This window comes from Rubrivirga marina, from assembly GCF_002283365.1.
GTDB classification, from domain to species: domain Bacteria; phylum Bacteroidota; class Rhodothermia; order Rhodothermales; family Rubricoccaceae; genus Rubrivirga; species Rubrivirga marina.
Genome location: NZ_MQWD01000001.1, coordinates 2,165,229 through 2,187,045, shown reverse-complemented (window position 1 = coordinate 2,187,045; position 21,817 = coordinate 2,165,229). Strand labels below are relative to the sequence as shown.

Sequence of the window (21,817 nt, the reverse complement as noted above, 5' to 3'; positions counted from 1 at the left end):
GATTAGAAGCCGACGGAGAGGCCGAGCTGGATCCGGCGGGGCTCCTGGTAGAAGTCGGGGCGGACGTAGTAGCCGGGGTCGTCCTGCGCGCCCACGTTGAGGAAGGTGACGTCGGGGAGGCCCGTGTCGCCGTAGACGCCGGTCGCGTTGCGGGCGTCGAGGAGGTTGTAGACCTGGAGGAACACGCGCGGCGCGACGCCGCCGAGGTCGAACTGGCGGAAGGCGTAGAGGTCGACGGACGCCGTGGCGGGCCGGCGGAGCGCGTTCGTGGGGATCGCCGGGAGCGTCCCGATCCGGTCGCCGCCGGGGTCGGCGGCCGGCGTGTACGGATAGCCCGTCCCGAACCGCCCGATCGCCGAGGCGCCCCACCCGCCGCCGCCCACGAACAGGCTCGCGTTGAAGGTGTGGCGCTGGTCCCAGTTGAGCGGGATGATCCGGAGCGTCGGCGCGTCGGCGCCGGAGCGGGCCGCGATGGCGTCGTTCGGGTCCGAGTTCGACCCCTCGGCCACCTGGAACGTGTAGTCGACGTCGAACGAGAACCGGCCGTTGAACCGCTTGCTCAGGGCCGCCGTGATGCCGCGGACGTTCGAGAAGTCGAGGTTCTCGTAGATCAGGTAGTCCACGCCCGGGAGCGTCCCGTCGATGGGGAAGCCGACCGAGACCCAGTCCTCGATGTCGCGGTAGAAGCCCGTCACGTCGAGCAGGAAGTCGTCCCCGAAGCCCTGCTGGAGCCCGATCTCGTACATCACCGTCCGCTGCGGGTCGAGGTCGGGGTTGCCGTACGGCCCGTACGTCCCGGACGACGTCCCGACGCGGTAGCCGGGGTTGGCGAAGAGGAACTCGTAGGTCGGGATCTGGAAAAAGTACCCGTACGAGAAGTGGATCACGCCCTGCGCCGTGATCGGGTAGGCCACGCCGAGGCGGGGCGAGACCTGGAATTTGGGCGTGGCGTCCTCGTAGAAGTACCCGAGGCGCTGCTCCAGCGTCGTCCGGTTCTCGTCGACCTCCTCCGCCTCGGAGATCTGGCCGTCCCCGTCGAGGTCGTTGAACCGGTTGATCCGCTTCTGCGGGTTGAAGGCGTTGGGGTCCTCGGGGTCGGCCGGGATCTGGCCGTTCGAGTCGAAGTAGTCGAACCGGAGGCCGGCGTTGATCACGAACGACTCGTACTCGGCCTTGTCCTGGAGGTACGCGCTGACGGTCAGCGGCCGGACGTCCTCGATGAGCTGGTACTCGTTGGTCCCCGGCCCGGGGATCTGGAGCGTCCCGTCGTCGGCGAGCGTGAGCCCGTAGTTCTCGAGGTAGATGTCGTCGAGGCGGACCTCGAGCCCGGTCTTGACGAGGTGCTGCTCGAGGGCCTGCCACGTGAGGTCGCCCTTGAAGGACAGGTTCCGCGTCTCCCGCTGGAACCGCCCGAGGTCGACGCCGCCGCGGAGGAACCGGCCCGGCCCCTGGAGCACGGCGATGGAGTCGGTCGGCAGGCCGTTCCCGTCGTAGCCTGTGTAGACGAACTCGGGCGTCTGGAGGAGGAACGCGTTGTCCTCGTACTCCTCGATGGTGTCGAAGGCCGCCGTCCGGTTGCGCTTGTAGAAGGTGCTCGCGTTGAGCGTGTAGAAGGCCGTGTTCGAGAGCGTGTGCGTGAGTTGGAGGTTGGCCGTGAGCCCCTCGTCGCGGTAGCTCCGGATGCCGTCGGGGTTGAGGCGGAAGTCGAAGGCGCTGCTCCCGCCGTCGCCCGTCGTCAGCGAGGCGAGCGTCGTCAGCGAGAGGTTGATCCGGTTCGAGGCGCGGAGCTTGAGCGTGGCCTGGCCGCTGTACTTCTCAAACGCGTTCATCGGCACGAGCGCCGAGTCGCCGGGCGTCCCGTCCGTGTTGAAGACGCGCGAGCCGTAGAGCCAGCCGTCGTTGCGGAAGTAGCGCCCGAGGGCGAAGAACCCGAGCCGGTCGGCGAGGATCGGCCCGGACAGCGAGGCCTGCCCGTTGACGTACTGCGTCGGGTTGACGCCGAGGTACGAGTACGGGTCGACGTCGATGTACGGGAGGTTGGCGAGGAGCGGGTAGTCGCCGGTGTTCGAGCCGCGGAGCGCGTCGGCGCCGCCGTCGCCGCTCACGGCGTAGGTCCCGGAGAACAGCTCCACGTTCCCCTCGAACTCAGTCCCCGGGTCCTTCGTCACCACGTTGATGATGCCCGAGTTGGCCTGGCCGTACTCGGCGTTGTAGGTCCCGGCGATGATCTGGAGCTCCTCGATCCCCTCGTTCTCGATCTGGACCGAGACCGACCCGTCGTAGGCGTCGGTCACGCGGACGCCGTCGACGAAGTAGGCGACCTCCTTCGACCGCCCGCCGCGGATGTGGATGCCGGCGCCGGACGTCGTGACGCCGGCCTGCGTCGAGAGGATGTCGCCGACCTCCTGGACCGGCAGCGACTCGATGGCGTCGCTCGTCACGCGGAACTCGGACGACGTGAGGTCGCGCCGCACCAGGTCGGCGCTGGCCGTGACCACGACCTCTTCGGTCTGGACCGTCTCCGAGGTCAGCTCGAGCTCGACCGTCGTGGTGAGATCGACGTTGACCCGGACACCCTCCAGCCGCGTCGTGGCGTAGCCGATGTACGAGGCGACGAGCGTGTAGGCGCCGGGGCGGACGCCGATGATCCGGAACTCGCCGTCGATGTTCGTCGAGGCGCCCTGGGTCGTGCCCTCCACGAGCACGCTCGCCCCGATGATGGCCTCGCCGCTCTGGGCGTCGCGGACGGTGCCGGAGAGCTGGCCGGTCGTCTGGGCGAGGGCCGCGGGGGCGAGCGAGAGGGAGCCGACGATCGCCGCGAGGGCGAGACAGGAGCGAAGGCGCATAGGTCAGAGGCGGGCCGAGAGGAGCGGCGCGAGCGCGTCGCGGTCGACGCGAACGGGGAAGCGGTCGCGGAGGCCGACGACGGCGGCGGCGAGGCGGCGCTGGGCGAACGGGGCGTCGAGCGCCTCGCGGACGAGCGGACGGGCCTCGGCGAAGGTCATGGGCCGCGGCGGCAGCGTCTCGCCGCGCTCGACGAGGACGTAGCGACCGGCCACCTCGACAGGACCGACGAGCGAGCCCGGCGTGGCGTCGAACACGGCGCCGCCGAGGCGGCCGAGTTGGGCGCGCGTGACGGCGCCAAGGTCGCCCCCAGCCGTGGCGGCGCCAGGGCGAAGCGAATGCCCATGGGCGAGCGCCTCGAAGTCGGCGCCGTCGGCGAGCTGGCGGCGGAGGGCGTCGGCCTCGGCGCGCGTCGCGACGAGAATCTCGCGGGCGCGGACGCGCTCGGGCACGACGTACGCGTCCGGATGGGCCGAGAAATGGGCGCGGAGCGAGTCGTCCGGGATCGCCACGTCGAGGCGCAGGCGGCGCTTCGCCTCCGAAAAGACCCACTCGTCCATCTGGCGCTGGACGCTCTCGCGGATGGCCGGGCCGCCCAGCCCCTCCGCCTCGGCACGCGCGGCGAGCTCCTCGCGGACGAGCAGGCCCTCGATAAAGTCGCGAAGCGTCGCCGCGTCCTGGACGGCCGCCCGCTGGCGCTCCGTCATCGACGCCGCGCGGTCCTCCACATCGGCGACGGTCCAGACGCCGCCGAGCGCGTCCGAGTCGAAGCGGACGAGCGGCTGGCGGCGCCACTCGGCGAGGGCCTCGGCGTCGAGGTTCGGGGCGACGCCCGTCGCGAAGGCCACGAGCCGGTCGAAGGCGTCGGTGAAGCGAGGGGCGAGGTCGTCGCGGACCTCGCGGCTGAGCCGGAACCGGCCCTCCGTCCGCTTCCGCTTGGCGACGTAGCGGCGGATCTGGTGCCGCTTCCGCGCGAAGTCGTCCTCGGTCAGGAGCGGGTTCGACGCGCGCGCGTCGACCCGGATCACCGAGTAGCCGGTCGCGGTGCGGACGGGCTCGGACACCTCGCCGATGGGGAGCCGGAAGGCGGCGGCCTCGAAGGCCGGGTCCATCTCGTCGTGTCCGAACGCCCCCAGCCGACCGCCCGAGGCGGCCAGGGCCGAGTCGGCGAACGTCTCTGCCGCGAGGGCCTCGAACGTCTCGCCGGCGAGCAGGCGCTGACGGAGTCGCTCGGCCGTCTCGCGATCGCGGGCGTACAGGTGCCGCGCGTCGTACGTCGTGTTCATCATGACGAACGCCTCGCGCTCGTCGGCCTCGGTGACCTGGAGCTCGTCGCGGAGCGCGTGTGCAGTGTAGCGGTCGAGGAGCGCCTTCGTCTCGGCAAGGGCGAGGGCGGCGCGGTAGTCGTCGGTCTGCTCGATCCCGTCGGCGTAGGCGCCCTCGATGAGGAGCCGGCGGTGGACGAGCGACTGGACGACGGCGTCGAGCGCCTCGGGCGAGGCGTCGAGCCCACCGCGGACGACGAGGTCGGCGAAGGCCTCGGACACCTCGTTGAGCGTGACGGCCCCCTCCCCCACGCGCGCCACGACGGCACTGCCGCCCGGCGACGCGGCCTCCGCGCCGCACCCGACGGCGATCCCGCCGGCGCCGAGCAGGGCTGCCAGCAGCAAAACCGGTCCCAAGCGTCGCGTCATACGAGCTTCTCGGCGCTGCCGCCGCTCGACTCCCGAACCACGAGGTCCGGCGCGAACACGGTGTGCTGAGCGGGCGACGCCGGGTTGCCGAGGCGGCGCATGAGGAGCTCGGTCGCCATCTTGCCCATCTCGTACATCGGCTGGCGGACCGTCGAGAGGCCGGCGTAGGCGCTCGGCTCGATGTCGTCGAACCCGATGACGTCGATGTCGCGGGGGGCCCGGTAGCCGGCCTCCCGGCCGGCGCGGAGCGCGCCGTAGGCTAGGACGTCGGCCGCGGCAAACACGGCGGTCGGCCCGTCGTCACGCCCCTCGAACCGGCCCATCAACTCGCGCATCCCCTGGTAGCCGGCGTAGCGCGTGTACCCGTGGTGGACGTGGTCCCACATGGCGTGGAGGATGAGGTCCTCGTCGACCTCGATGCCCGCCTCGCGGAGCGCGTCCTCGTAGCCCGCCCGGCGCTGGTCGGACGGCCCGGAGCCCTCGACCGGCAGGAGCAGCCCGATCCGCTCGTGGCCGCGCGCCAGGAGGTGCCGCGTGGCGACGGCCCCACCCCGCCGGTTGTCGACGGTGACGGAGTCGATGTCGTCGTGGTAGGCGTCGACGAGGACGACGGGCTGGCGGGCAGCGAGGATCTGACGGACGCGGGCGTCGGTGATGGGGGTCGAGATGAGGAGCATCCCGTCGGCCCGGCCGCGCTGGACGGCCCGCGAGAGCTGCCCGCCGATCGAGTCGAGCGTCCGGCTGGCGTAGACGACGAGGTCGTAGTGGCTCTCGTCGAGCCGGTCCTGGATCCCGCGGAGGACCTCCATGAAGAAGGCCGACGTCATGATGGGGACGACCGCCGAGATGAGCTGGGTGTTCTGGCGGGCCAGGCTCTGGGCGCTCGCGTGCGGCTCGTAGCCGAGCGCCCGCGCCACCGCGAACACGCGCTCGCGGGTCGTCTCGGACACCCGGGGGTGCCCGTTGAAGGCGCGCGAGACGGTCGCTATGGAGACGTCCGCGCCCTCGGCGATGTCGTAGATGGTGACGGGCACCGGGCGGGGTGTAAGCGCTTACAAGTGCGCGTACGATACCGCCCGATGTCGGCAACGTCAAGGCCGACCGCCCCCATCTAGGGGCATCCCGGAAGCGCTACCAGGCAACGGTCGAACGGATCCCGACTGGCGCCAGAACGCACGGAGCCGGACCTTCCGCAGTTCTTGGCCCCGCCCCCTTATGCGCCGCGTCCTTTTCTTGGTCCTCGTCTTCGCGGCCTTTCCGCTCGCCGCCCAACCCGCAGAGCCCGGACGGTATTGGATCGTGGTCTCCGAGACGGTCGACGCGCCGCCCCCGGCCGCCCGCGCCGCCGCCCGGCGCGCGCTTCGGGGCACGGCGGGCTCCGGCCGGGACCGCGCAGTGGCACCGTCGGCACGGGCCGAGCTCGCCCGCCTCGGCGTGGTGCCGGCCGTCGAGAGCCGGTGGCTCGGCGCCCTCAGCGCCGACCTCACGGCGGCGCAGTTGGAGGCCGTCCGGGACCTCCCGTTTGTCCGCGAGGTCCGGCCGGTCGGGCGGCTCGTCGAGGCACGAATGCCGCCGAGCCCTCTGGAGGCCGCGCCGACCCCGTCGCTCGTCCGCCTCGACTACGGGGCGTCGGCCGCCCAACTCGCCCTCGTCCGGGCCGACGCGGCGATCGAGGCGGGCTACACGGGGGTCGGGGTCCGCGTGGGCTTCCTCGACACCCTCTTCGACTTCGACCACCCGGCCCTCGCCGACGTCGCCGCCGACGGGCGGCTCGTGGCCGTCACGGCGTTCTCTCCTCTCACGCAGGCGAACTACCACGGCCTCTCGGTCTCGTCGGTCACGCTCGGCCACGCCGAGGGCGAGGTGATCGGGCCGGCCTTCGACGCGGAGGTCCTCGCGGCGACGACGGAGTTCGCCCCGACGGAGACCCACGCCGAGGAGGACGCGCTCGTGGCCGGGCTCGAGTGGATGGAAGCCAACGGCGCCGACGTCGTCAACATCTCGTTGGGCTACAGCACGTTCGACCCCGGCGAGGGCGACTACGCGCCGTCGGACATGGACGGCGAGACGGCGATCGTGACGCGGGCCGTCGACCGGGCCGCCGCGCGCGGGCTCGTCGTCGTCGTCGCGGCCGGCAACGAGGGCGGCGGCCCCTGGCAGATCATCACGGCCCCGGCCGACGCCGACTCGGCCATCGCCGTCGGCGCCGTCGGGCAGAACGGGCTCCGGGCGGGCTTCTCGTCGGTCGGCCCGACGGCCGACGGGCGGATCAAGCCCGACGTCTCGGCACTCGGCGCCCTCGTGCGGATCGCAACGCCGGGCGGCGGCTACGCCTTCAGCAACGGGACGTCGTTCGCGGCCCCGATGGTGACGGGCGTCGTGGCCCAGATCCTCCAGGCCCGCCCCGACCTCGACCCGATCGAGGTCCGAGACCTCCTCCGTTCGACGGCCAGCCAGGCGACGGCGCCCGACAACCAGGTCGGCTGGGGCGTCGTCGACGCGCTCGCGGCCGTCGAACTCGCCGTCGCGACTGAGCCCGGTCCGGCCCAGAGCGACTGGCGGCTGTACCCGTCGACCGTCCGCCCCGGCGGGCGCGTCCTGGTCGAGACGGCCACCCCGACGGCGCTCGACGTGTTCGACGGGCTCGGGCGGCGCGTGGCGCGGTGGCCGGAGGGCGTCGGCCGGCGGCCGGTGGCGGTGCCGGCGCTCCCGGCCGGGATCTACCTGGTGCGCCCGACCGATGGCGGGCACGCCGCGCTCCGGCTGGCGGTCGTCCGCTAGCGACTCGGCCCGCCTCGGTACCGAGACGGGCTAGCTCGCCGCCGGCTCGTCCCAGCGCTCGATGAGGTCGATCACGGCGTCGGCGATCTCGTCCTGGTCGACCGTCCCGACGATCTCGCCCTTCTTGAACACGTGGGCCCGGCCGCGGCCGAGCGACACGCCGAGGTCGGCGCCGGCCGCCTCGCCGGGCCCGTTGACGGCGCAGCCCATGAGCGCCACGTTGAGGTCGCGCTCGAACCCGCGCTTCGCGACGGCCTCCTCGACCTCGTCGACGACCGAGAACAGGTCGCCGGCGAGGCGCCCGCACGTCGGGCACGCGATGACGTTGACGCCGGGCCGCCCGAGGCGGAGCGACTTGAGGATCTGGTGGCCCACCTTCACCTCGTTGACCGAGTCGGCCGCGAGGCTCACGCGGATCGTGTCGCCGATCCCGTCGGCCAAGAGCGAGCCGATGCCGATGGAGCTCTTGATCGGGCCCGTCTTCATGCTCCCGGACTCCGTGACGCCGAGGTGCAGCGGGTAGTCCGTCTGCTCGGCGAGCAGCCGGTAGCTCTGGATCATGAAGTAGACGTCGGAGTGCTTGACCGAGATCACGACGTCCTGGAAGTCCTCGCGGTCGCAGACCTCGGCGTGGCGGAGCGCGCTCTCGACGAGCGCCTCGGGCCGCGGGTAGCCGTACTTGTCGAGGATGTCCTTCTCGAGCGACCCGCCGTTGACGCCGATCCGGATCGGCACCCCCTTGTCTTTGGCCGCGCGGAGGACCTCCCGCTCCCACTCCGGCTTCCCGATGTTGCCCGGGTTGATCCGGACCTTCGCCACGCCCGCCTCGAGCGCCTTCAGCGCGTACGTGTGGTTGAAGTGGATGTCGGCCACGATCGGCACCGGGCTGCCGGCCACGATCGCGGAGAGCGCGTCGGCGTCTTCGGGCCGCGGGACGGCCACGCGGACGACGTCGGCGCCCGCCTCGGCGAGCTCGCGGACCTCCGCGAGGCAGCCCTCGACGTCGTGCGTCTTGCCCGTCGTCATCGACTGGACCGTGATCGGGGCGCCGCCGCCGATCTTCGTCTCGTGCTCTACGCCGTCGACGGTGTGGCGGAGGGTGACCTGGCGGGAGTGGCGGCGCGGCCGCTGGGGGGCCTGCGCGGCCTGGGTCGACTCGTCTGTCGAGAGCTCCATCGGTGCGGGGGGAAATCGGGGGGAGACTACGGCGACGGCGGGGCAACGTTCTGCCCGACCCGTTCCGTTTCCGGCGAATCCGATCGTCTGGACACGTGAGCGGCCCCGCGAGGAACCGGAGCGGTCCGCGCGCACGTTCGCGACCGATGCTCGACTCCATGTCCAAGAAGGACGTCGCCTGGGTGGGCGCGCTCTCCGCCCTCCTCACCGTCCTCCTCGGCCTCGTCGCGCTCAACGTGACGACGGGCGAGCAGCGGATCGACGAGCAGGTCGAGACGCCGTTCGCGCTCGGCTCCGAGCAGTTCGCCCGCGAGATGGGCGCCCTCCTCGGCCCGCCGATACTCGACGGCAACGCCGTCACGGCCCTCGACAACGGCGACGAGATCTTCCCGGCCATGCTCGCCGCCGTCGACAGCGCCGAGCGGACGATCACGTTCGAGACCTACGTCTACTGGTCCGGCGAGATCGGCGACCGGTTCGCCGAGGCGCTGGCGAGGAAGGCCCGCGAGGGCGTCCGCGTCCACGTCCTCGTCGACTGGGCCGGCGCGCTCAAGATGGACGATGCCACGCTCGACGACATGGCCGAGGCCGGCGTCGAGGTCGAGCAGTATCGCCCGCTCGCGTGGTACCGCCTCGACCGGATGAACAGCCGGACGCACCGGAAGCTGCTCGTCGTCGACGGCCGCGTCGGGTTCACGGGCGGCGTCGGCATCGCCGACGTGTGGAGCGGCGACGCCCAGAGCCCCGACCACTGGCGCGACATGCACTTCCGCGTCGAGGGCCCGGTCGTGGCCCAGATGCAGGCGGCGTTCCTCGACAACTGGATCCAGACGACCGGCGCCGTCCTCAACGGCCCCGACTACTTCCCCCCGCTCGAGGCGGCCGGGACGGTGGCCGCCCACACGTTCACGTCGTCGGCCGAGGGCGGCAGCGACAGCATGCGGCTGATGTACCTCATGTCGATCACCTCGGCCCGGGAGTCGATCGACCTCGCCTCGGCCTACTTCGTGCCCGACGAGATCATGGTCCGCGCGCTCGTGGCGGCGGCCGGGCGCGGCGTCCGCGTCCGCGTGCTCGTGCCCGGCCCGCACATCGACTCCGAGCTCGTGCGCGTCTCGTCGAAGCAACTCTGGGGCGACCTCCTGGCGGCCGGCGTCGAGATCTCGGTCTACCAGCCGACGATGATCCACACCAAGATGCTGATCGTGGACAGCCGGATGGTGTCCGTCGGCTCGACCAACTTCGACGTCCGGTCCTTCGAGCTCAACGACGAGGCCAGCCTCAACCTCTACGACACGGCCTTCGCCGGGCGGATGACCGAGACGTTCGAGGCCGACTGGGCCGACGGGGACCTCTACACCCACGCGATGTGGGCGGACCGCCCGTGGACCGAGCGGCTCGCCGAGACCGTGATCCGCCCGCTCAAGTCGCAGCTCTGACGGATCGGCGCCTTCCGCCTCGGCGCCGAGGCGGGCGGCCTCAGGTGTGCGCGAGGGCGAGGAACCCGATGTAGCCGACGTACCCGGCCGCGAGGAACGCGGCCTCGAGGCGGACCAGCCGCCGCCCGCTCCACATCATCGGGAACAGGACGAGCACGAACGCCGCCATCACCGCGAGGTCGATCGTCTGGAGACCCGGCGCGACGATGGGCCGCACGAGCGCGGCCACGCCGAGGATGCCGAGCACGTTGAACAGGTTCGACCCGACCACATTCCCCACGGCGATCTCGCTCTCGCCCCGGACGGCCGCCACGATCGACGTCGCCAGCTCCGGCAGGCTCGTCCCGAGCGCCACCACGCTCAGCCCGATCACGGCGTTCGGGATGCCCGCGGCCTCGGCCAGCCCGACGGCGCCGTTCAGGAAGATGTCGGCGCCGACCACGAGCCCGACCAGCCCGAGGCCGATCAAGAGCGCGTCGCGCCACGCGGAGCCGGTCGGCGCGACCGGGAGCTCTGCCGTGGCCTGCTGGCGGCGCGCCTCGTAGACGCTCCACGCGAGGTAGGCCCCGAGCGCGACGATGAGGGCCGCCCCTTCGGCGCGGCCCAGCGCGCGGTCGTAGAGCACGCCGACGCCCAGCCCCGTCGCGGCCACGAGCACGGGCAGGTCGCGCCGGAGGACCGACGCGTCGGTCAGGAACGGCCGGACGAGCGCGGCGGCGCCGAGGATCAGCCCGATGTTGGCGATGTTCGACCCGACCACGTTGCCCACGGCGATCCCGCCGGCGCCGTCGAGGGCGGCCTGGACGCTGACCACCAACTCCGGCGCGCTCGTCCCGAACGCGACGACCGTGAGGCCGACGACGAGAGGTGACAAGCCGAGCCGGAGCGCGAGGGCGGCCGCGCCTCGCACGAGGTAGTGGGCGGCGCCCACGAGGAGCGCCAGCCCACCGATAAGGGCGAGCACGTCGGGGATCATGGCCGGCTGGGGTCAGGGCGAGTCGTACCCGCGCCGCGCACGGACGGTCCGCCCGCGCGAACCTTCACGAGACCTGTGACTTACGACCCCCCGTCGCGGCGGATGCCCTCACGGAGGGACCGGTAGCGCGGATTCTCGGGCTCCATCGCGACCAGCTTGTCGGCGAGGTCGGCCGCCTCGGCAAAGCGGCGCTGCATGAGGTAGGCCCCGCTGAGGTTGTAGAGAACCTGCTCGGTCTCGGGCGCCTCGGCGCGGGCCCGTTCGAGGAAGCCGATGGCGGCGTCGCGGTCGCCGGCCTGGAGCGCGAGGGCGCCGAGCATGGCGAGGGCCGGGACGTGCGCGCTGTCTTGGTCGAGGGCCCGCTGGAACAGGCCGGCCGCGTACGGGAGCCGGTCGGGCTGCCCCGCGGCCTGGATCCGGCGGAGCTCTAACGAGGCCAGGCTGCTCCACGCCTCGGGCAGGAACGGGTAGGCCTGGACGACGGCCCGGCGCGTGACGAGCGCGTCGCGGATCCGCCCGTCGGCCTCGTACCGATCGGCGAGCGCGGCCGCCGACTGGAGCCACGGGTCGCCCTCCATGATCCCCCGGGCGTAGTCGAGGACGTAGGCCGGCGTCCGGGCCGAGTCGAGGCGGAACGGCTGCGACTCCTCGGGGCGGAACGGCCAGCCGGCGGTGAGCTGGGCCACGCGGATCCGCCCCGCGACCGAGTCCATCGGCGTCACGAGGCGGACGAGGACGCCCGACGGGGTCGACCGGGGCGCCCCGCCGAGGAGGCCGTCGGCGACGAAGGCGTCGAAGAACGCGTCGGCCAGGACGCCGTAGCCGTCGAGGTTCGGGTGGAGGTGCTCCAGCATCAGCCGGTGCCCCACGACGCCGCCCGGCGAGACGGCGCGGAACGCCGAGTCGCCCTCGACCACGCGGGCGCCGTGCGCGGCGGCGGCCCGGCGGATCACGTCGTTCATGGCGCGCGGCGCGCGGAAGCGGAGGGCGTCGAGGTCGCGGGCCCGCTCGAACGCCTCGCGCGCCTCGGCGCCCCGCCCGGCCGCCTCGTAGGCGTGGCCGAGCGCGAAGTAGGCGTCGGCCGCGAGGGTGTCGATCGCCGCGGCCCGCGCCAGCAGGTCGATGGCGTCGGGGATGCGTTGCTCGTAGAGCGCGTCGGCGCCGGCCTGGGCGGCGTCGAACCACGCCGCCGTGTCGGCGTCGGCCCCGTGGGCCGTGATGAAGGGCCGCTGGTCGTGTTCGTTCGAGGCCAGCGTCGACACGTAGACCGGGATGCCGGCCGCCTCGTAGGCCGCGAGGATCCGGCCGAGGTTCTCCTCGAACTGCCGGACGCCCGCGCGGTAGGTCTCGCCCCCGTACGGCACGTTCTGCTCGCCGATCATCCGGGCCATGAGCGTGTTCGAGGGCGGCCGGCCGTCCGCCGGCTCCTCGCCCCGCAACGCCGCCAGCCGCCCAACGGCGTCCCGCACGAGTTGGACCGTCCGGAACCGCCGGAGCCGGAGATAGGCCCGCGTCAACCCGGGCGAGCTCGCGAACGACTCCGTCGAGGCGGCCCCGAGCGCGCCGTACCACTCGTTGTGCCCGGCGTACACCACGACGACGTCCGGCTCGGCCTCGATCACCTCGTCGACGAGGTCGAGGAGCGTGAACGAGTTGACGGCCGCCATCGCCGTGTTGACGACCTCGATCTCGCGGTCCGGGTAGGCCAGCCGGAGCCGCGTGCCGAGGACCTGCGGGAACGACGCGCCCCGGTAGAACGGGTAACCCGCCGCCGACGAGCCGCCCTGCGCGACGATCCGGAACGTCCCCTCCGGTTTGTCCTCAAGGAAGACGTCGGGGTTCGGCGTCGGCACCGAGGCGGCCTGGGCGAAGTAGCGCTTGGCGACCTGGCGGTTGACCGTGAGGCGTCCGGGCGCGGCCTCGACCGGGACGAACAGCGGGTAGTCGTCTCCGTAGCCGAACACCCGCAGCCCCCCCTCGAGGAGCCCAAAGAACAGGACCGGCAGGAGCGCCGTGACGACGAGGAACCAGCGCCGGGTACCGGCAGAGAGCCCGGGCTCGGCGGCCTCGGGCGTCGGGTCGGGGGTGTCGGCCATTGGGAAGGCAGGGGGACGGCCAAACTACCCCCACGGCCTGCCTCGCCGGCATCGGCCAGCGAACGCGCCGAGGCGCTGCGGGGCCCGAGAGGAGGCCATGGGGTCCCGAGGGATGGACTGCGGACCGAAGGGGTCCGGCCGTAGTCTTTGGGCCTCTCCACCCCGGTTTTCGTGATGCTGCGCCTCGTCACCGCCTCCGTCCTGCTTCTCACCACGCTCTCGGCGTGCGACTTCGTCGGGTCCGACCCCGGCGAGTTCACGGCGACCGTCTCCGGCGACGTCTCCACCACCCTCGCCGGCCCCGCCATCTCCGACGTGCAGGAGGAGGGCACGACGATCGTCCTCATCGCCGAGGGCCAGAACACGGGGTCCAACGTCCGCATCCTGGTCGACCCCGCGCGGCTGACCGTGACGACGCTCCCCCTCGGCGGCGACGTCGCGTCGCTGACCTACGCCCTGACGGGGAGCGGCGGCCAGATCCCGTTCGCCTCGACGTCCGGCACGCTCCGACTGGACCGGATCGAGGACGTGATCGAGGGCGCCTTCGAGGCCGTCGCCGTGTCGCCCGGCGGCGCCGAGGTCACGATCGAGGGCACGTTCCGCGCGCCCCACGCCATCACGCCATAGTGCTCGCCTCGACGCCGAGGCGGAGGGAGCCGCCGCCGGTCAGGGCGTCCGGAACAGGTCGGCGGAGGCCGCGAACTGGTCGGCCTCGGCGACCATCACGAGCCGGTCGCCGGCCTCGACGCGGAAGTCGCCGGCCGGGCTCCCGACCGTCTGCGTCCCGCGGCGGACGGCCATGACGGTGATCCCGTGTCGCTGGCGGAGCGCGAGGTCAGCGAGCGTCTGCCCGGCGGCGGGCGCACCGGGCCGGACGGCCACGGCGCGCGTGTGGAGCCCCTCCTCGTCGAGCCCCTGGAGCACCATAAGGTGGGCCTCCTGGATCGACCCCCGGAGGACCCCGTAGTCGTCCTGGCGGACGAGACTGGCCTGCCGCTCGATCTCGTCCTTCGGGATGAGGTAGGCGCCGAGGACGTGGGCGAAGAGGCGGACCGTCGTCTCGAGCTCCTCCGGCACCACGACGTCGGCGCCGGCCTTCGTGAGCGTCTCGACATCCGCCATGAACCGCGTGCGGGCGAGGATCTGGAGCGTCGGGTTGAGGTGGCGCGCGACGGCCACGATCCGCCGCGTCGCGTCCCGGTCGTTGATGGCGACGACGAGGAGCTTGGCCCGCTCGGCCCCGAGGCTCTGGAGGATCGGCTCTCGCGCGGCGTCGCCGTAGACCGTCTCGGCGCCCTCGGCGTCGGCGTCGCGGAGCGAGGCCGGGTTCAGGTCGCTCACGGCGTACGGGATGCCGCTGTCGCCGAGCACGCGCGCCAGCCGCCGCCCCGCCGGCCCGTAGCCCACGACGATCGTGTGGTCTTCCAGGTCGACCCCGTGGCCGTGCCCGCCTCCGCCCGCGGTGTCGTCCTCCACCCGCCGTCCGAGCGCCGCGAGGCGGGGCGCGAGCGCGATGAGGCCCGGCGTCGCCAGCATCAGCACGACCGTCACGGCGATGAGGCCCTGGCTGCCAGCCTCGCCCAGCCCGCCCGGCGTCAGGCCCACCTCGGCGCCACTCAGGGCGAGGACGAACGAGAACTCGCCGATCTGCCCGAGCGCGAGCCCGGACGCCAGCGCGACGCCGAGCGGGTAGCCCAGCGCCCGCGCGCCGAGGGCCGCCAGCCCGCCCTTGAGCACGAGCACGCCGAGCGCCGCGCCCGCCACCCACAGCACGTTGTCGAGTAGGAACGCCGGGTCGAGGAGCATCCCGACCGACAGGAAGAACGCAGCCGTAAACAGGGTCTGGAGCGGGAGGATCTCCGACAGCGCGTGCTCGGCGTAGTCGCTTTCGGAGACCAGCAGGCCTGCGAGGAACGCGCCGAGGGCGAGGCTCACCCCGGCAAGGCTGGCGGCCCACGCCGTCCCGAGGCACACCGCCGCGACAGCGAGCAAGAAGAGCTCGGTCCGGCGCGTCTGCGCCACGCGCTCCAGCACGGCCGGCACCACCCGCCGCGCGCCCACGAGCACGGCGGCGACCACGAGCGCGGCCTTCCCGAGCGCCCACGCGACCTCGAGCGGCGACCCGCCCTCCCCCGCCAGCACGGGGATCAGGAGCGCCATCAGGACGATCGCGAGGTCTTGGAAGAGGAGCATGGCGAGGGCCACGCGCCCCAGCGGCGTGTCCGTCTCGGCCCGCTCCGCGAGCACCTTCAGCACGATCGCCGTCGAGCTCAGCGCGACGAGAAACCCCGTGAACACGGCCGCGCCGACGCCCACCCCGAGCACGATCAGCCCGCCCGCCACCGCCGCGACGGTCAGCGCCACCTGGGCCCCTCCCCCGAGAAAGATCGGCCGGGCGAGGCGGGCCATCTGGCCCAGCGAGAACTCGACGCCGATCGAGAACAGGAGCAGGATGACGCCGACTTCGGCCAGCTCGCTGACCAGTTCGACGTCCGTCACCAGCCCGAGCGCGTTCGGCCCGATCGCGACGCCGGCCAACAGGAACCCCGCGATCGGCACGAGGCGGACCCGGTAGCACAGATACGCCACGAGGAGACCGGCCGCGAACAGCGCGGCCAGCTCGCCCACGAACGGCAGCGCACCGACGGCGAGGGGGAAGTCAATGGACATGAGCACGCACGGAGATCGAGCGGCGCCCCCTCCGCCTCGGCATCGAGGTGGGGGAGGTCGGCCGTTGACCGTCGAAGAAACGAGTCGCCCCGCCTCGGCAGACGCGCCGAGGCGGGGCGAGGCGGACGGGAGACGAGACGTTACGACGCCGTATGCGCGCGGCGGATCCGGTCGAACCGGACCTGCTGGTCGGTCCCGGGCTCGACGCTGTACGGGTCGTCGGGGAGCTCGACGCGGATCAGCTCCGGCGAGCCGTTCACGTCGCGGAACCGCTGGGGCGCGCCGTCGGGCGCGTCGCCGAGCACGAGGACCATCGTGCCCTGCTCCAGGATGCGCCCGCGGCTGGCGAGGCCGCGCTCGGCACCGCCGTTCGTCGTCTTCCAACCGTCGGCCCAGTCGTAGATCCACTGCGCGTCGGCCGTCATGAGGCGGACGCAGCCGTGGCTCGCGGCGCCCGTCGTCGGGAGCGCGTAGTACTGGTGGACGTGGATGCCGCGCCGGTCGTGGAAGTTGAACACCCACCGCATGTCCCAGCTCTGGCCCGGGGGCGAGAGCGTGCTCACGCGGTGGAGCTCCTTCCAGTTGAAGTTGAACCGGCCGTTCGGCGTCTCCGAGCCGTCGGCCCCGGTCGAGACGAGGCCCCACCGCGCGAGGCGGCCGTTCTCGTAACCGGCCCACGCCTGGACCGACTTGTGGATGACGAATAGCTTGTCGAAGGGCTCGCCGCCGTCGTAGACGAGCGGGAACGGGCTGTAGGCGCGCGGGTCGGCCCCGACCACGCTCGGGAGCACGATCGTGTCGCCGTTCCGAAGCTCTTGGATGAACACGCCATTCAGGAAGGCGACCATCCCGTTGAGCAGGTCGCGCCCCGTGCGGGCGTCGCCCTCCCCGACCTCCTCGTACAGCATGTGCCGGGCGAGGATCGAGTTGCCGCTCTCGTGGTCGAGCGTGTGGTAACGGTAGGTGACCGACGGGACCTCGGCGAGGCTCTCGGCGCGGTTGGCGTAGAGGAGCTCGGCGAGACGGTCCTGGTTGTACAGCGACCGGTCGCTCTGCGCACGCGGCGCGATGGCGAGCCCAGCGAGGGCGACGGCGAGGAGGAGAAAGCGCATGAGGTGGGAAGGGGGGCGCGGCGCAAGAACGCGCTCGGGGCCGACTTCGTTCAGCACGGCCCGGGGGATCTGGCGCGAATCCGCCCGCCTCGGGCCGGTTCTCAGCAAACCCTCAGCTCCGCCCGCCTCGGCGCCGAGGCGGGCACCGCCGGACCGGCTCACGACACGATCCACCAGATGTAGCCGGCGTAGCCGAGCAGCAACACGACGCCCTCCCACCGGCGCGTCCGCCCGCCGGTGATGAGGAAGAACAGCGTCAGCACGCCGAAGCCCACCATGATGGCGAGCACGTCGGACCCGACGCCGAGCGCGGCGATCGGCGCCGCGAGCGCGGCCGGGCCGAGCACGCTGAACACGTTGAAGATGTTGGACCCGACGGCGTTGCCGAGCGCGATCTCGGCCTCGCCCCGTCGCGCCGCCACGACCGTCGTCGCCAGCTCCGGGAGGCTCGTCCCGAGGGCGACGAGCGTGAGCCCGACGACGGCCTCGCTCACGCCCAGCCGGCTGGCGGCCTCGACGGCGCCGGCCAGCAGGAGGTCGGCCCCGTAGACGAGGAGGGCGACGCCGCCCACCACGAGCAGGAGGTGCCGCTTGAACCCGACGGCCGCCTCGTGCATCGCGTCGCGGACCTCCGGCGGCAGCGCCGCCCGCCGCGCCCGCTCGTCGCGCCGCGATGTCCGAATCCCGTCGAACGTGTAGATCACCGCCGCGCACAGGAGCAGCGCGCCCTCCCACCGCACCAGCTTGCCGTCGAGCAGGAACAGCACGAGCACGACCATCGACGCCAGCATCACCGGCACGTCGTGGCGGACCAGCTTCGGGTCGACGGCCATCGGCGAGAGCACGGCGGCCACGCCCACGATGAGCCCGAGGTTGGCGACGTTCGACCCGACGACGTTGCCGATCGCCACGCCGCCCTCGCCCGCCAGCGCAGCTTGGACGCTCACGACCAGCTCCGGGCTTGACGTCCCGATGGCCACGACCGTCAGGCCGACGACGAGCGGCGAGATCCCGATCCGCAGCGCCAACGCGGACGCCCCGCGCACGAGCCCCTCGGCACCGGCCAACAGCAGGAGCACGCCCCCCCCCATTGCGAAGAGGCTCTGGGTCAGGGTCATCGAGGGCGTCCGGGGAGAAGCAACTGGGGGATGTCCCCAGACATGCGCGCCCTGCCCGGCGTTCCCGGCCGGCGCGCCTACTCCGTCTCGGCGCCCTCCACCCCGTCGCGCCAGCGGAGGCCGACGCGGACCGGGCGGTGATCGGAGAACGCGACGGGCGTCGTCGTCGCCGAGGTCACCTCGAGCGCCGGGTCGACGAGGACGAAGTCGATGCGGACGAACGGGCGCTCGGCGTGGTACGTCCGGCCCCAGTCGAGCCCGCCGGCGGCCTGCTTGGCGTCGGTCCGGGACACGCCGCCGGCCGTGCGGAGGCGGTGGTAGCTCCAGTTGTCGGCCGTCGAGTTGAAGTCGCCCGCGACGACGACCGGGAGCGTCTCGGCCGCGATGGCGTCGGCGATCTGGTCGGCCTCGTCGCCGCGCCGGGCGTAGACCCCGCGGTACTGGCGGAGGTACGGGGCCCACGTCGAGGGGCTCGTGAGGCGGACGGCGTCGTCCTCCCACGGCTTCGGCGAGCCGAACGACCGGAGGTGGACGTTGTACACGACGAGCTCGCGCCCACCCCAGCGGAGGTGCGACCGGAGCGCGAGCGACACGTCGGGGTCGCGCTCGACGCCGATGATGAGCACCTCCTGCTCGACCACCTCCACGCCCGCCCCCTCGCGCAGGAAGACCGGGACGTCGGTCGAGTTGCTCTGCCAGCCGGGGTGGTTGGCCAGCCGGGCCGGGAGCACGAGCCGGTACGGCAGCCGCGTCCGCACGGCCTCCACCTGGACCCCCTCGAGCGACGGGCCGCGGACGCGCGTCGCCACGTGGGCGTCCTGCATCAAGAGGACGTCGGGCGCGGCGGCACCCACGAAGGCCACGACGGAATCGGCCAGGGCCTCGCGGCTGGGGCCGGACTGGGGCACGTTGAACGTCGTCAGGACGAGGTCGTCCGGCCCGGCCGTGCCCGCCTCGGCGAGCCGCCCGAGGCCGCCGGCCCGGACGCCGACGATCAGGAGCAGCACGGCGTGGAACGCCACGGCCCGCCACCGCCGCCCGAGCAGCCACACCACGCCGAACGCCGCCAGCGCCCACGACGCGTACGGCAGCCCGATGGCGACGAGCTGCGCCCACCAGTAGGGCCGCGGCGGGAGCCACGGGGCCGCGAGACCCACGAGGACGGCGACCGCGACGGGAGCCTCGACGAGGGCCAGCAGCGCCCGCCCGATCGCCCCGCGGCGACGGTGCGGGGTCGGCGTCGTCTCAGTCACGGCTGGCCCGGTCGAGCGCCTCCTTCTCCTCCGCCGTCAGGCTGTCGTAGCCCTTCTCGAGGATCTTGTCGAGGATCGCGTCCACGTCGAGGCGCGCGCTCGGCGCCGCCCCCGGGCGGCCGCCACCGGCCGCTTTGGACCGGCCGAACGGGCTGTTGCGGACCGGCGCGGCTTTCGCGGCCGGCCGGCGACGGCGGGCGCCGAAGAGCGGGGCGGCCCAAAAGGCCGGGTCACGCCCCGCCCGCTGCGCGCGTCCGAACAGGACGCCCGCGAGCGCCGCGCCCAGCACCGTGAGGTCGGCCGAGAAGGCGAGGCTGAGCACGACGAACCCGACGGCGATCCACTTCATCGGGACCACGCCGAGCAGAAACAGGCCGATCTGTCGGTCGGGATGGAGCGTCGCGACCGCGCAGAGGACGGCCGTCACGGGCGTCCACAGCCCGAAGTAGAACGGGCGCGGCATCGGGAGGAGCGCGCCGAGCGCCAGGCCCACCACGGCGCCCCCGAGCGCACCGAGGACGTAGAGCCCGAACAGCCGGTGTGCCCCATAGCTCTCCTCGTAGTCCCGACCCATCCACTGGAGCCAGTAGAACCCGAACACGAACGAGATCAGCCCGAAGAACCCGCCGAAGGCGTTGACGAACCCGTAGGTCAACGGCGTCCACGGGAGGCGGAGGGCCCCCTCGGGGCTCGCCGGTAGCATCAGGTAGTCGACGACGGCGATCGCCGGCACGCCGAACGCGGCGAGCAGCGCCAGCACGACGTACGCGAGGTACGTCACGAGGTTGACCGTCAGCAGCAGCCGGAGGGCCGGCGGGAGCGCGGCCCGCCACAGCTGGAACCGGAAGAGCGGGGAGTCGGCGGCGGCCATGCCTGGGGCGAGGTCCGGGTTAGAGGGGGCGGGTCCGGGGGCGGAGGGGCAGCCGCCCCAGCCAGTACAGCACGACGACAGCCCCGGTCAGCATCCCGCCGAGGTGGGCGAAGTGGGCCACGCCGGCCTGGACGTCGGTGACCCCGGCGAACAGGCTGAACGCGGCGTACCCGAGCACGAACCACTTGGCCGGGATCGGGACGGGGAAAAATAGGAGGTAGATCGGGGACTCGGGGTACAACAGCCCGAACGCCGCCATCACGCCCAGGACGCCGCCCGAGGCGCCCAGCGTCGGGATCGGGATGCCCGTGCCGTCGCCCATCAGGAACGGCCACGACGTGACGGCCACCTGGAGCAGGCTCGCGCCCAGCACGCACGCGAGGTAGAACCCGAGGAACCGCTTCGACCCCATCACGCGCTCGATGGCCCCGCCAAACATCCACAGCCCGAACAGGTTGAAGAGGATGTGGCCGAACCCGCCGTGGAGGAACGCGCTCGTCACGAGCTGCCACGGCTGGAACGTCCCGAACTCGACGAGTCCGTCGCGGAACTGGATGGCCTCAGGGCCCCCGATGGGCCACAGCGCGAAGAGGCGCGTGATCGCGTCGAACGGCTCCGTCGTCCGCGCCTCGAAGATGACCTGCGCCAGGAACGCCAGCCCGTTCAGGATCAGGAGGTTCTTGACGACCGGTGGAAACAGGCCGAACGACGAGGGCGGGTGGTACGCGTTCTGCACGAGGGGCGGAGGGGGGACGCCAGGGTGGACGCCGCGAACGGGGCGCTGCGGGGGAAGTTGCGCACGCCTCGGTGCGCCCATGAGCCCTCGCAGAGGCTTCGTCCGCACCCGGGTCGAAGAATCCTCGCAGCGCACGCGACCGAGCGGGGGGCGCCGTTTCTTGCCCCGCACGCCCTGGCCCCTGGCCCTCCGCCCCCTGCTCCTCTTCCTCTCCGACCTCCACCTCGGCCGCGGCACGCGCGATGCCACGCGCGCCGCCGAGCGCGACGCCGTCGCCCTGCTGCGGCGGCACGAGCGCGAGATCGTGGACGAGGGGGGCACCCTGGTCCTCCTCGGCGACGTCTACGATCAGTACATCGAGTACCGCCACCTCATCCCCAAGGCCGCGCCCCGCCTCGTCGGGCTGCTGGCCGAGTGGTGCGACCGCGACGCCGAGGTGGTCTACGTCGTCGGCAACCGGGACCCGTGGCACCTCGACTTCTTCGAGCGCGACGTCGGCGTGACGCTGGTGCGGGACGCCTGGGAGCCGCGCCGCGACGGGCGGGCCCTGTATATTGCGCACGGCGACGTCCACGATGCCTCCGACCGGCTCTCCCCCCGTCTGAAGCCGCTCCTCCGAGCCCCGCTCATGGCCCGCCTCTACCGCATGGGCCTCCCCGGCGACGCCGGCTACGCCCTCGCCCGCCGCGTCGCCCGGACCTTCGGGACCGACGGCGCGCCCGCGCCCGCAACGGACATGCGCCTCGCCGACGCCGCCCGCCGGACGCTGGAGCGGACCTCTGCCGACCTCGTGGCGTTCGGTCACTCGCACCAAGAGGCCCTCACGGAGATGCCCCACGGGACGTACCTCAACCCCGGCTACTGGTTCGGCCGTCGGACCTTCGCGCGGCTCGACGCCTACGGCCCGGCCCTCTTCCGCTGGCGCGACGGGGCCGCCGAGCCCCTCGCTTCCCGCCTCGGCGACACGCCCGAGGCGGACCGACCCGCGTCTCCCCGCCCCGAGGCGGCCCCCACCCTCTAGATTCCGGACCTCCGGCGCTCGCGCCCGGCC

Annotated in this window: 16 protein-coding genes; 4 read left to right on the top strand and 12 right to left on the bottom strand. The window is 72.9% G+C overall.

What is annotated here, in order from left to right; all coding sequences use genetic code 11:
* Positions 1-2: 2 nt before the first annotated feature.
* Genes BSZ37_RS08945 through BSZ37_RS08935 form a run of 3 tightly spaced genes read right to left on the bottom strand, consistent with a single transcriptional unit; the run spans position 3 to position 5,572 of the window.
* Positions 3-2,846 (bottom strand): TonB-dependent receptor, encoded by a 2,844-nt coding sequence (locus BSZ37_RS08945; protein WP_095510221.1) that lies wholly within the window; start codon positions 2,844-2,846, stop codon positions 3-5.
* Between the two features lie 3 nt (positions 2,847-2,849).
* Positions 2,850-4,538: a peptidylprolyl isomerase gene (locus tag BSZ37_RS08940; RefSeq protein WP_095510220.1), complete on the bottom strand. Its 1,689-nt coding sequence runs from the start codon at positions 4,536-4,538 to the stop codon at positions 2,850-2,852.
* On the bottom strand, positions 4,535-5,572 hold the full coding sequence (locus tag BSZ37_RS08935) for a LacI family DNA-binding transcriptional regulator (RefSeq protein WP_143537605.1): 1,038 nt from the start codon (positions 5,570-5,572) through the stop codon (positions 4,535-4,537). Before BSZ37_RS08935 ends, BSZ37_RS08940 begins: the two co-directional genes overlap by 4 nt.
* A gap of 181 nt (positions 5,573-5,753) precedes the next feature.
* On the opposite strand from BSZ37_RS08935, the gene BSZ37_RS08925 reads away from it, so the two are divergent.
* Complete coding sequence (locus BSZ37_RS08925) at positions 5,754-7,319, top strand: S8 family serine peptidase (RefSeq protein WP_143537604.1); 1,566 nt, start codon at positions 5,754-5,756, stop codon at positions 7,317-7,319.
* Between the two features lie 30 nt (positions 7,320-7,349).
* Here the strand turns inward: BSZ37_RS08925 and ispG are convergent, their stop codons facing one another.
* Positions 7,350-8,495 (bottom strand): flavodoxin-dependent (E)-4-hydroxy-3-methylbut-2-enyl-diphosphate synthase, encoded by a 1,146-nt coding sequence (gene ispG / locus BSZ37_RS08920; RefSeq protein WP_095510218.1) that lies wholly within the window; start codon positions 8,493-8,495, stop codon positions 7,350-7,352.
* Positions 8,496-8,653: 158 nt separating this feature from the next.
* Between ispG and BSZ37_RS08915 the strand changes: the two genes are divergently transcribed.
* A complete protein-coding gene (locus tag BSZ37_RS08915; protein WP_095512346.1) occupies positions 8,654-9,934 on the top strand; it encodes a phospholipase D-like domain-containing protein in 1,281 nt (426 codons plus the stop codon).
* Positions 9,935-9,974: 40 nt separating this feature from the next.
* Here the strand turns inward: BSZ37_RS08915 and BSZ37_RS08910 are convergent, their stop codons facing one another.
* Positions 9,975-10,910 (bottom strand): calcium/sodium antiporter, encoded by a 936-nt coding sequence (locus BSZ37_RS08910; protein WP_095510217.1) that lies wholly within the window; start codon positions 10,908-10,910, stop codon positions 9,975-9,977.
* Positions 10,911-10,990: 80 nt separating this feature from the next.
* Entirely contained in the window at positions 10,991-13,006 is a 2,016-nt protein-coding gene (locus BSZ37_RS08905; protein WP_095510216.1) for a tetratricopeptide repeat protein, read from the bottom strand.
* Positions 13,007-13,180: 174 nt separating this feature from the next.
* On the opposite strand from BSZ37_RS08905, the gene BSZ37_RS08900 reads away from it, so the two are divergent.
* A complete protein-coding gene (locus BSZ37_RS08900; RefSeq protein WP_095510215.1) occupies positions 13,181-13,633 on the top strand; it encodes a hypothetical protein in 453 nt (150 codons plus the stop codon).
* A 39-nt stretch (positions 13,634-13,672) separates the two neighbouring features.
* Here the strand turns inward: BSZ37_RS08900 and BSZ37_RS08895 are convergent, their stop codons facing one another.
* From BSZ37_RS08895 to BSZ37_RS08870, 6 genes are all read right to left on the bottom strand, one after another.
* Positions 13,673-15,676 carry a monovalent cation:proton antiporter family protein gene (locus BSZ37_RS08895; protein ID WP_095510214.1) on the bottom strand — a complete coding sequence of 668 codons (2,004 nt, stop codon included), beginning with the start codon at positions 15,674-15,676 and terminating at the stop codon, positions 13,673-13,675.
* A 140-nt stretch (positions 15,677-15,816) separates the two neighbouring features.
* A complete protein-coding gene (locus BSZ37_RS08890) occupies positions 15,817-16,788 on the bottom strand; it encodes a L,D-transpeptidase (protein ID WP_095510213.1) in 972 nt (323 codons plus the stop codon).
* A 158-nt stretch (positions 16,789-16,946) separates the two neighbouring features.
* Positions 16,947-17,906: a calcium/sodium antiporter gene (locus BSZ37_RS08885; protein ID WP_095510212.1), complete on the bottom strand. Its 960-nt coding sequence runs from the start codon at positions 17,904-17,906 to the stop codon at positions 16,947-16,949.
* Positions 17,907-17,983: 77 nt separating this feature from the next.
* Positions 17,984-19,159 carry an endonuclease/exonuclease/phosphatase family protein gene (locus BSZ37_RS08880; RefSeq protein ID WP_095510211.1) on the bottom strand — a complete coding sequence of 392 codons (1,176 nt, stop codon included), beginning with the start codon at positions 19,157-19,159 and terminating at the stop codon, positions 17,984-17,986.
* Positions 19,152-20,030 (bottom strand): rhomboid family intramembrane serine protease, encoded by an 879-nt coding sequence (locus BSZ37_RS08875; RefSeq protein WP_095510210.1) that lies wholly within the window; start codon positions 20,028-20,030, stop codon positions 19,152-19,154. Before BSZ37_RS08875 ends, BSZ37_RS08880 begins: the two co-directional genes overlap by 8 nt.
* A 19-nt stretch (positions 20,031-20,049) precedes the next feature.
* Entirely contained in the window at positions 20,050-20,766 is a 717-nt protein-coding gene (locus BSZ37_RS08870; RefSeq protein ID WP_218830454.1) for a rhomboid family intramembrane serine protease, read from the bottom strand.
* 160 nt (positions 20,767-20,926) lie between these two features.
* On the opposite strand from BSZ37_RS08870, the gene BSZ37_RS08865 reads away from it, so the two are divergent.
* Positions 20,927-21,787, top strand: coding sequence for a UDP-2,3-diacylglucosamine diphosphatase (locus BSZ37_RS08865; protein WP_179299542.1), 861 nt, complete (start codon positions 20,927-20,929; stop codon positions 21,785-21,787).
* Positions 21,788-21,817: the final 30 nt, after the last annotated feature.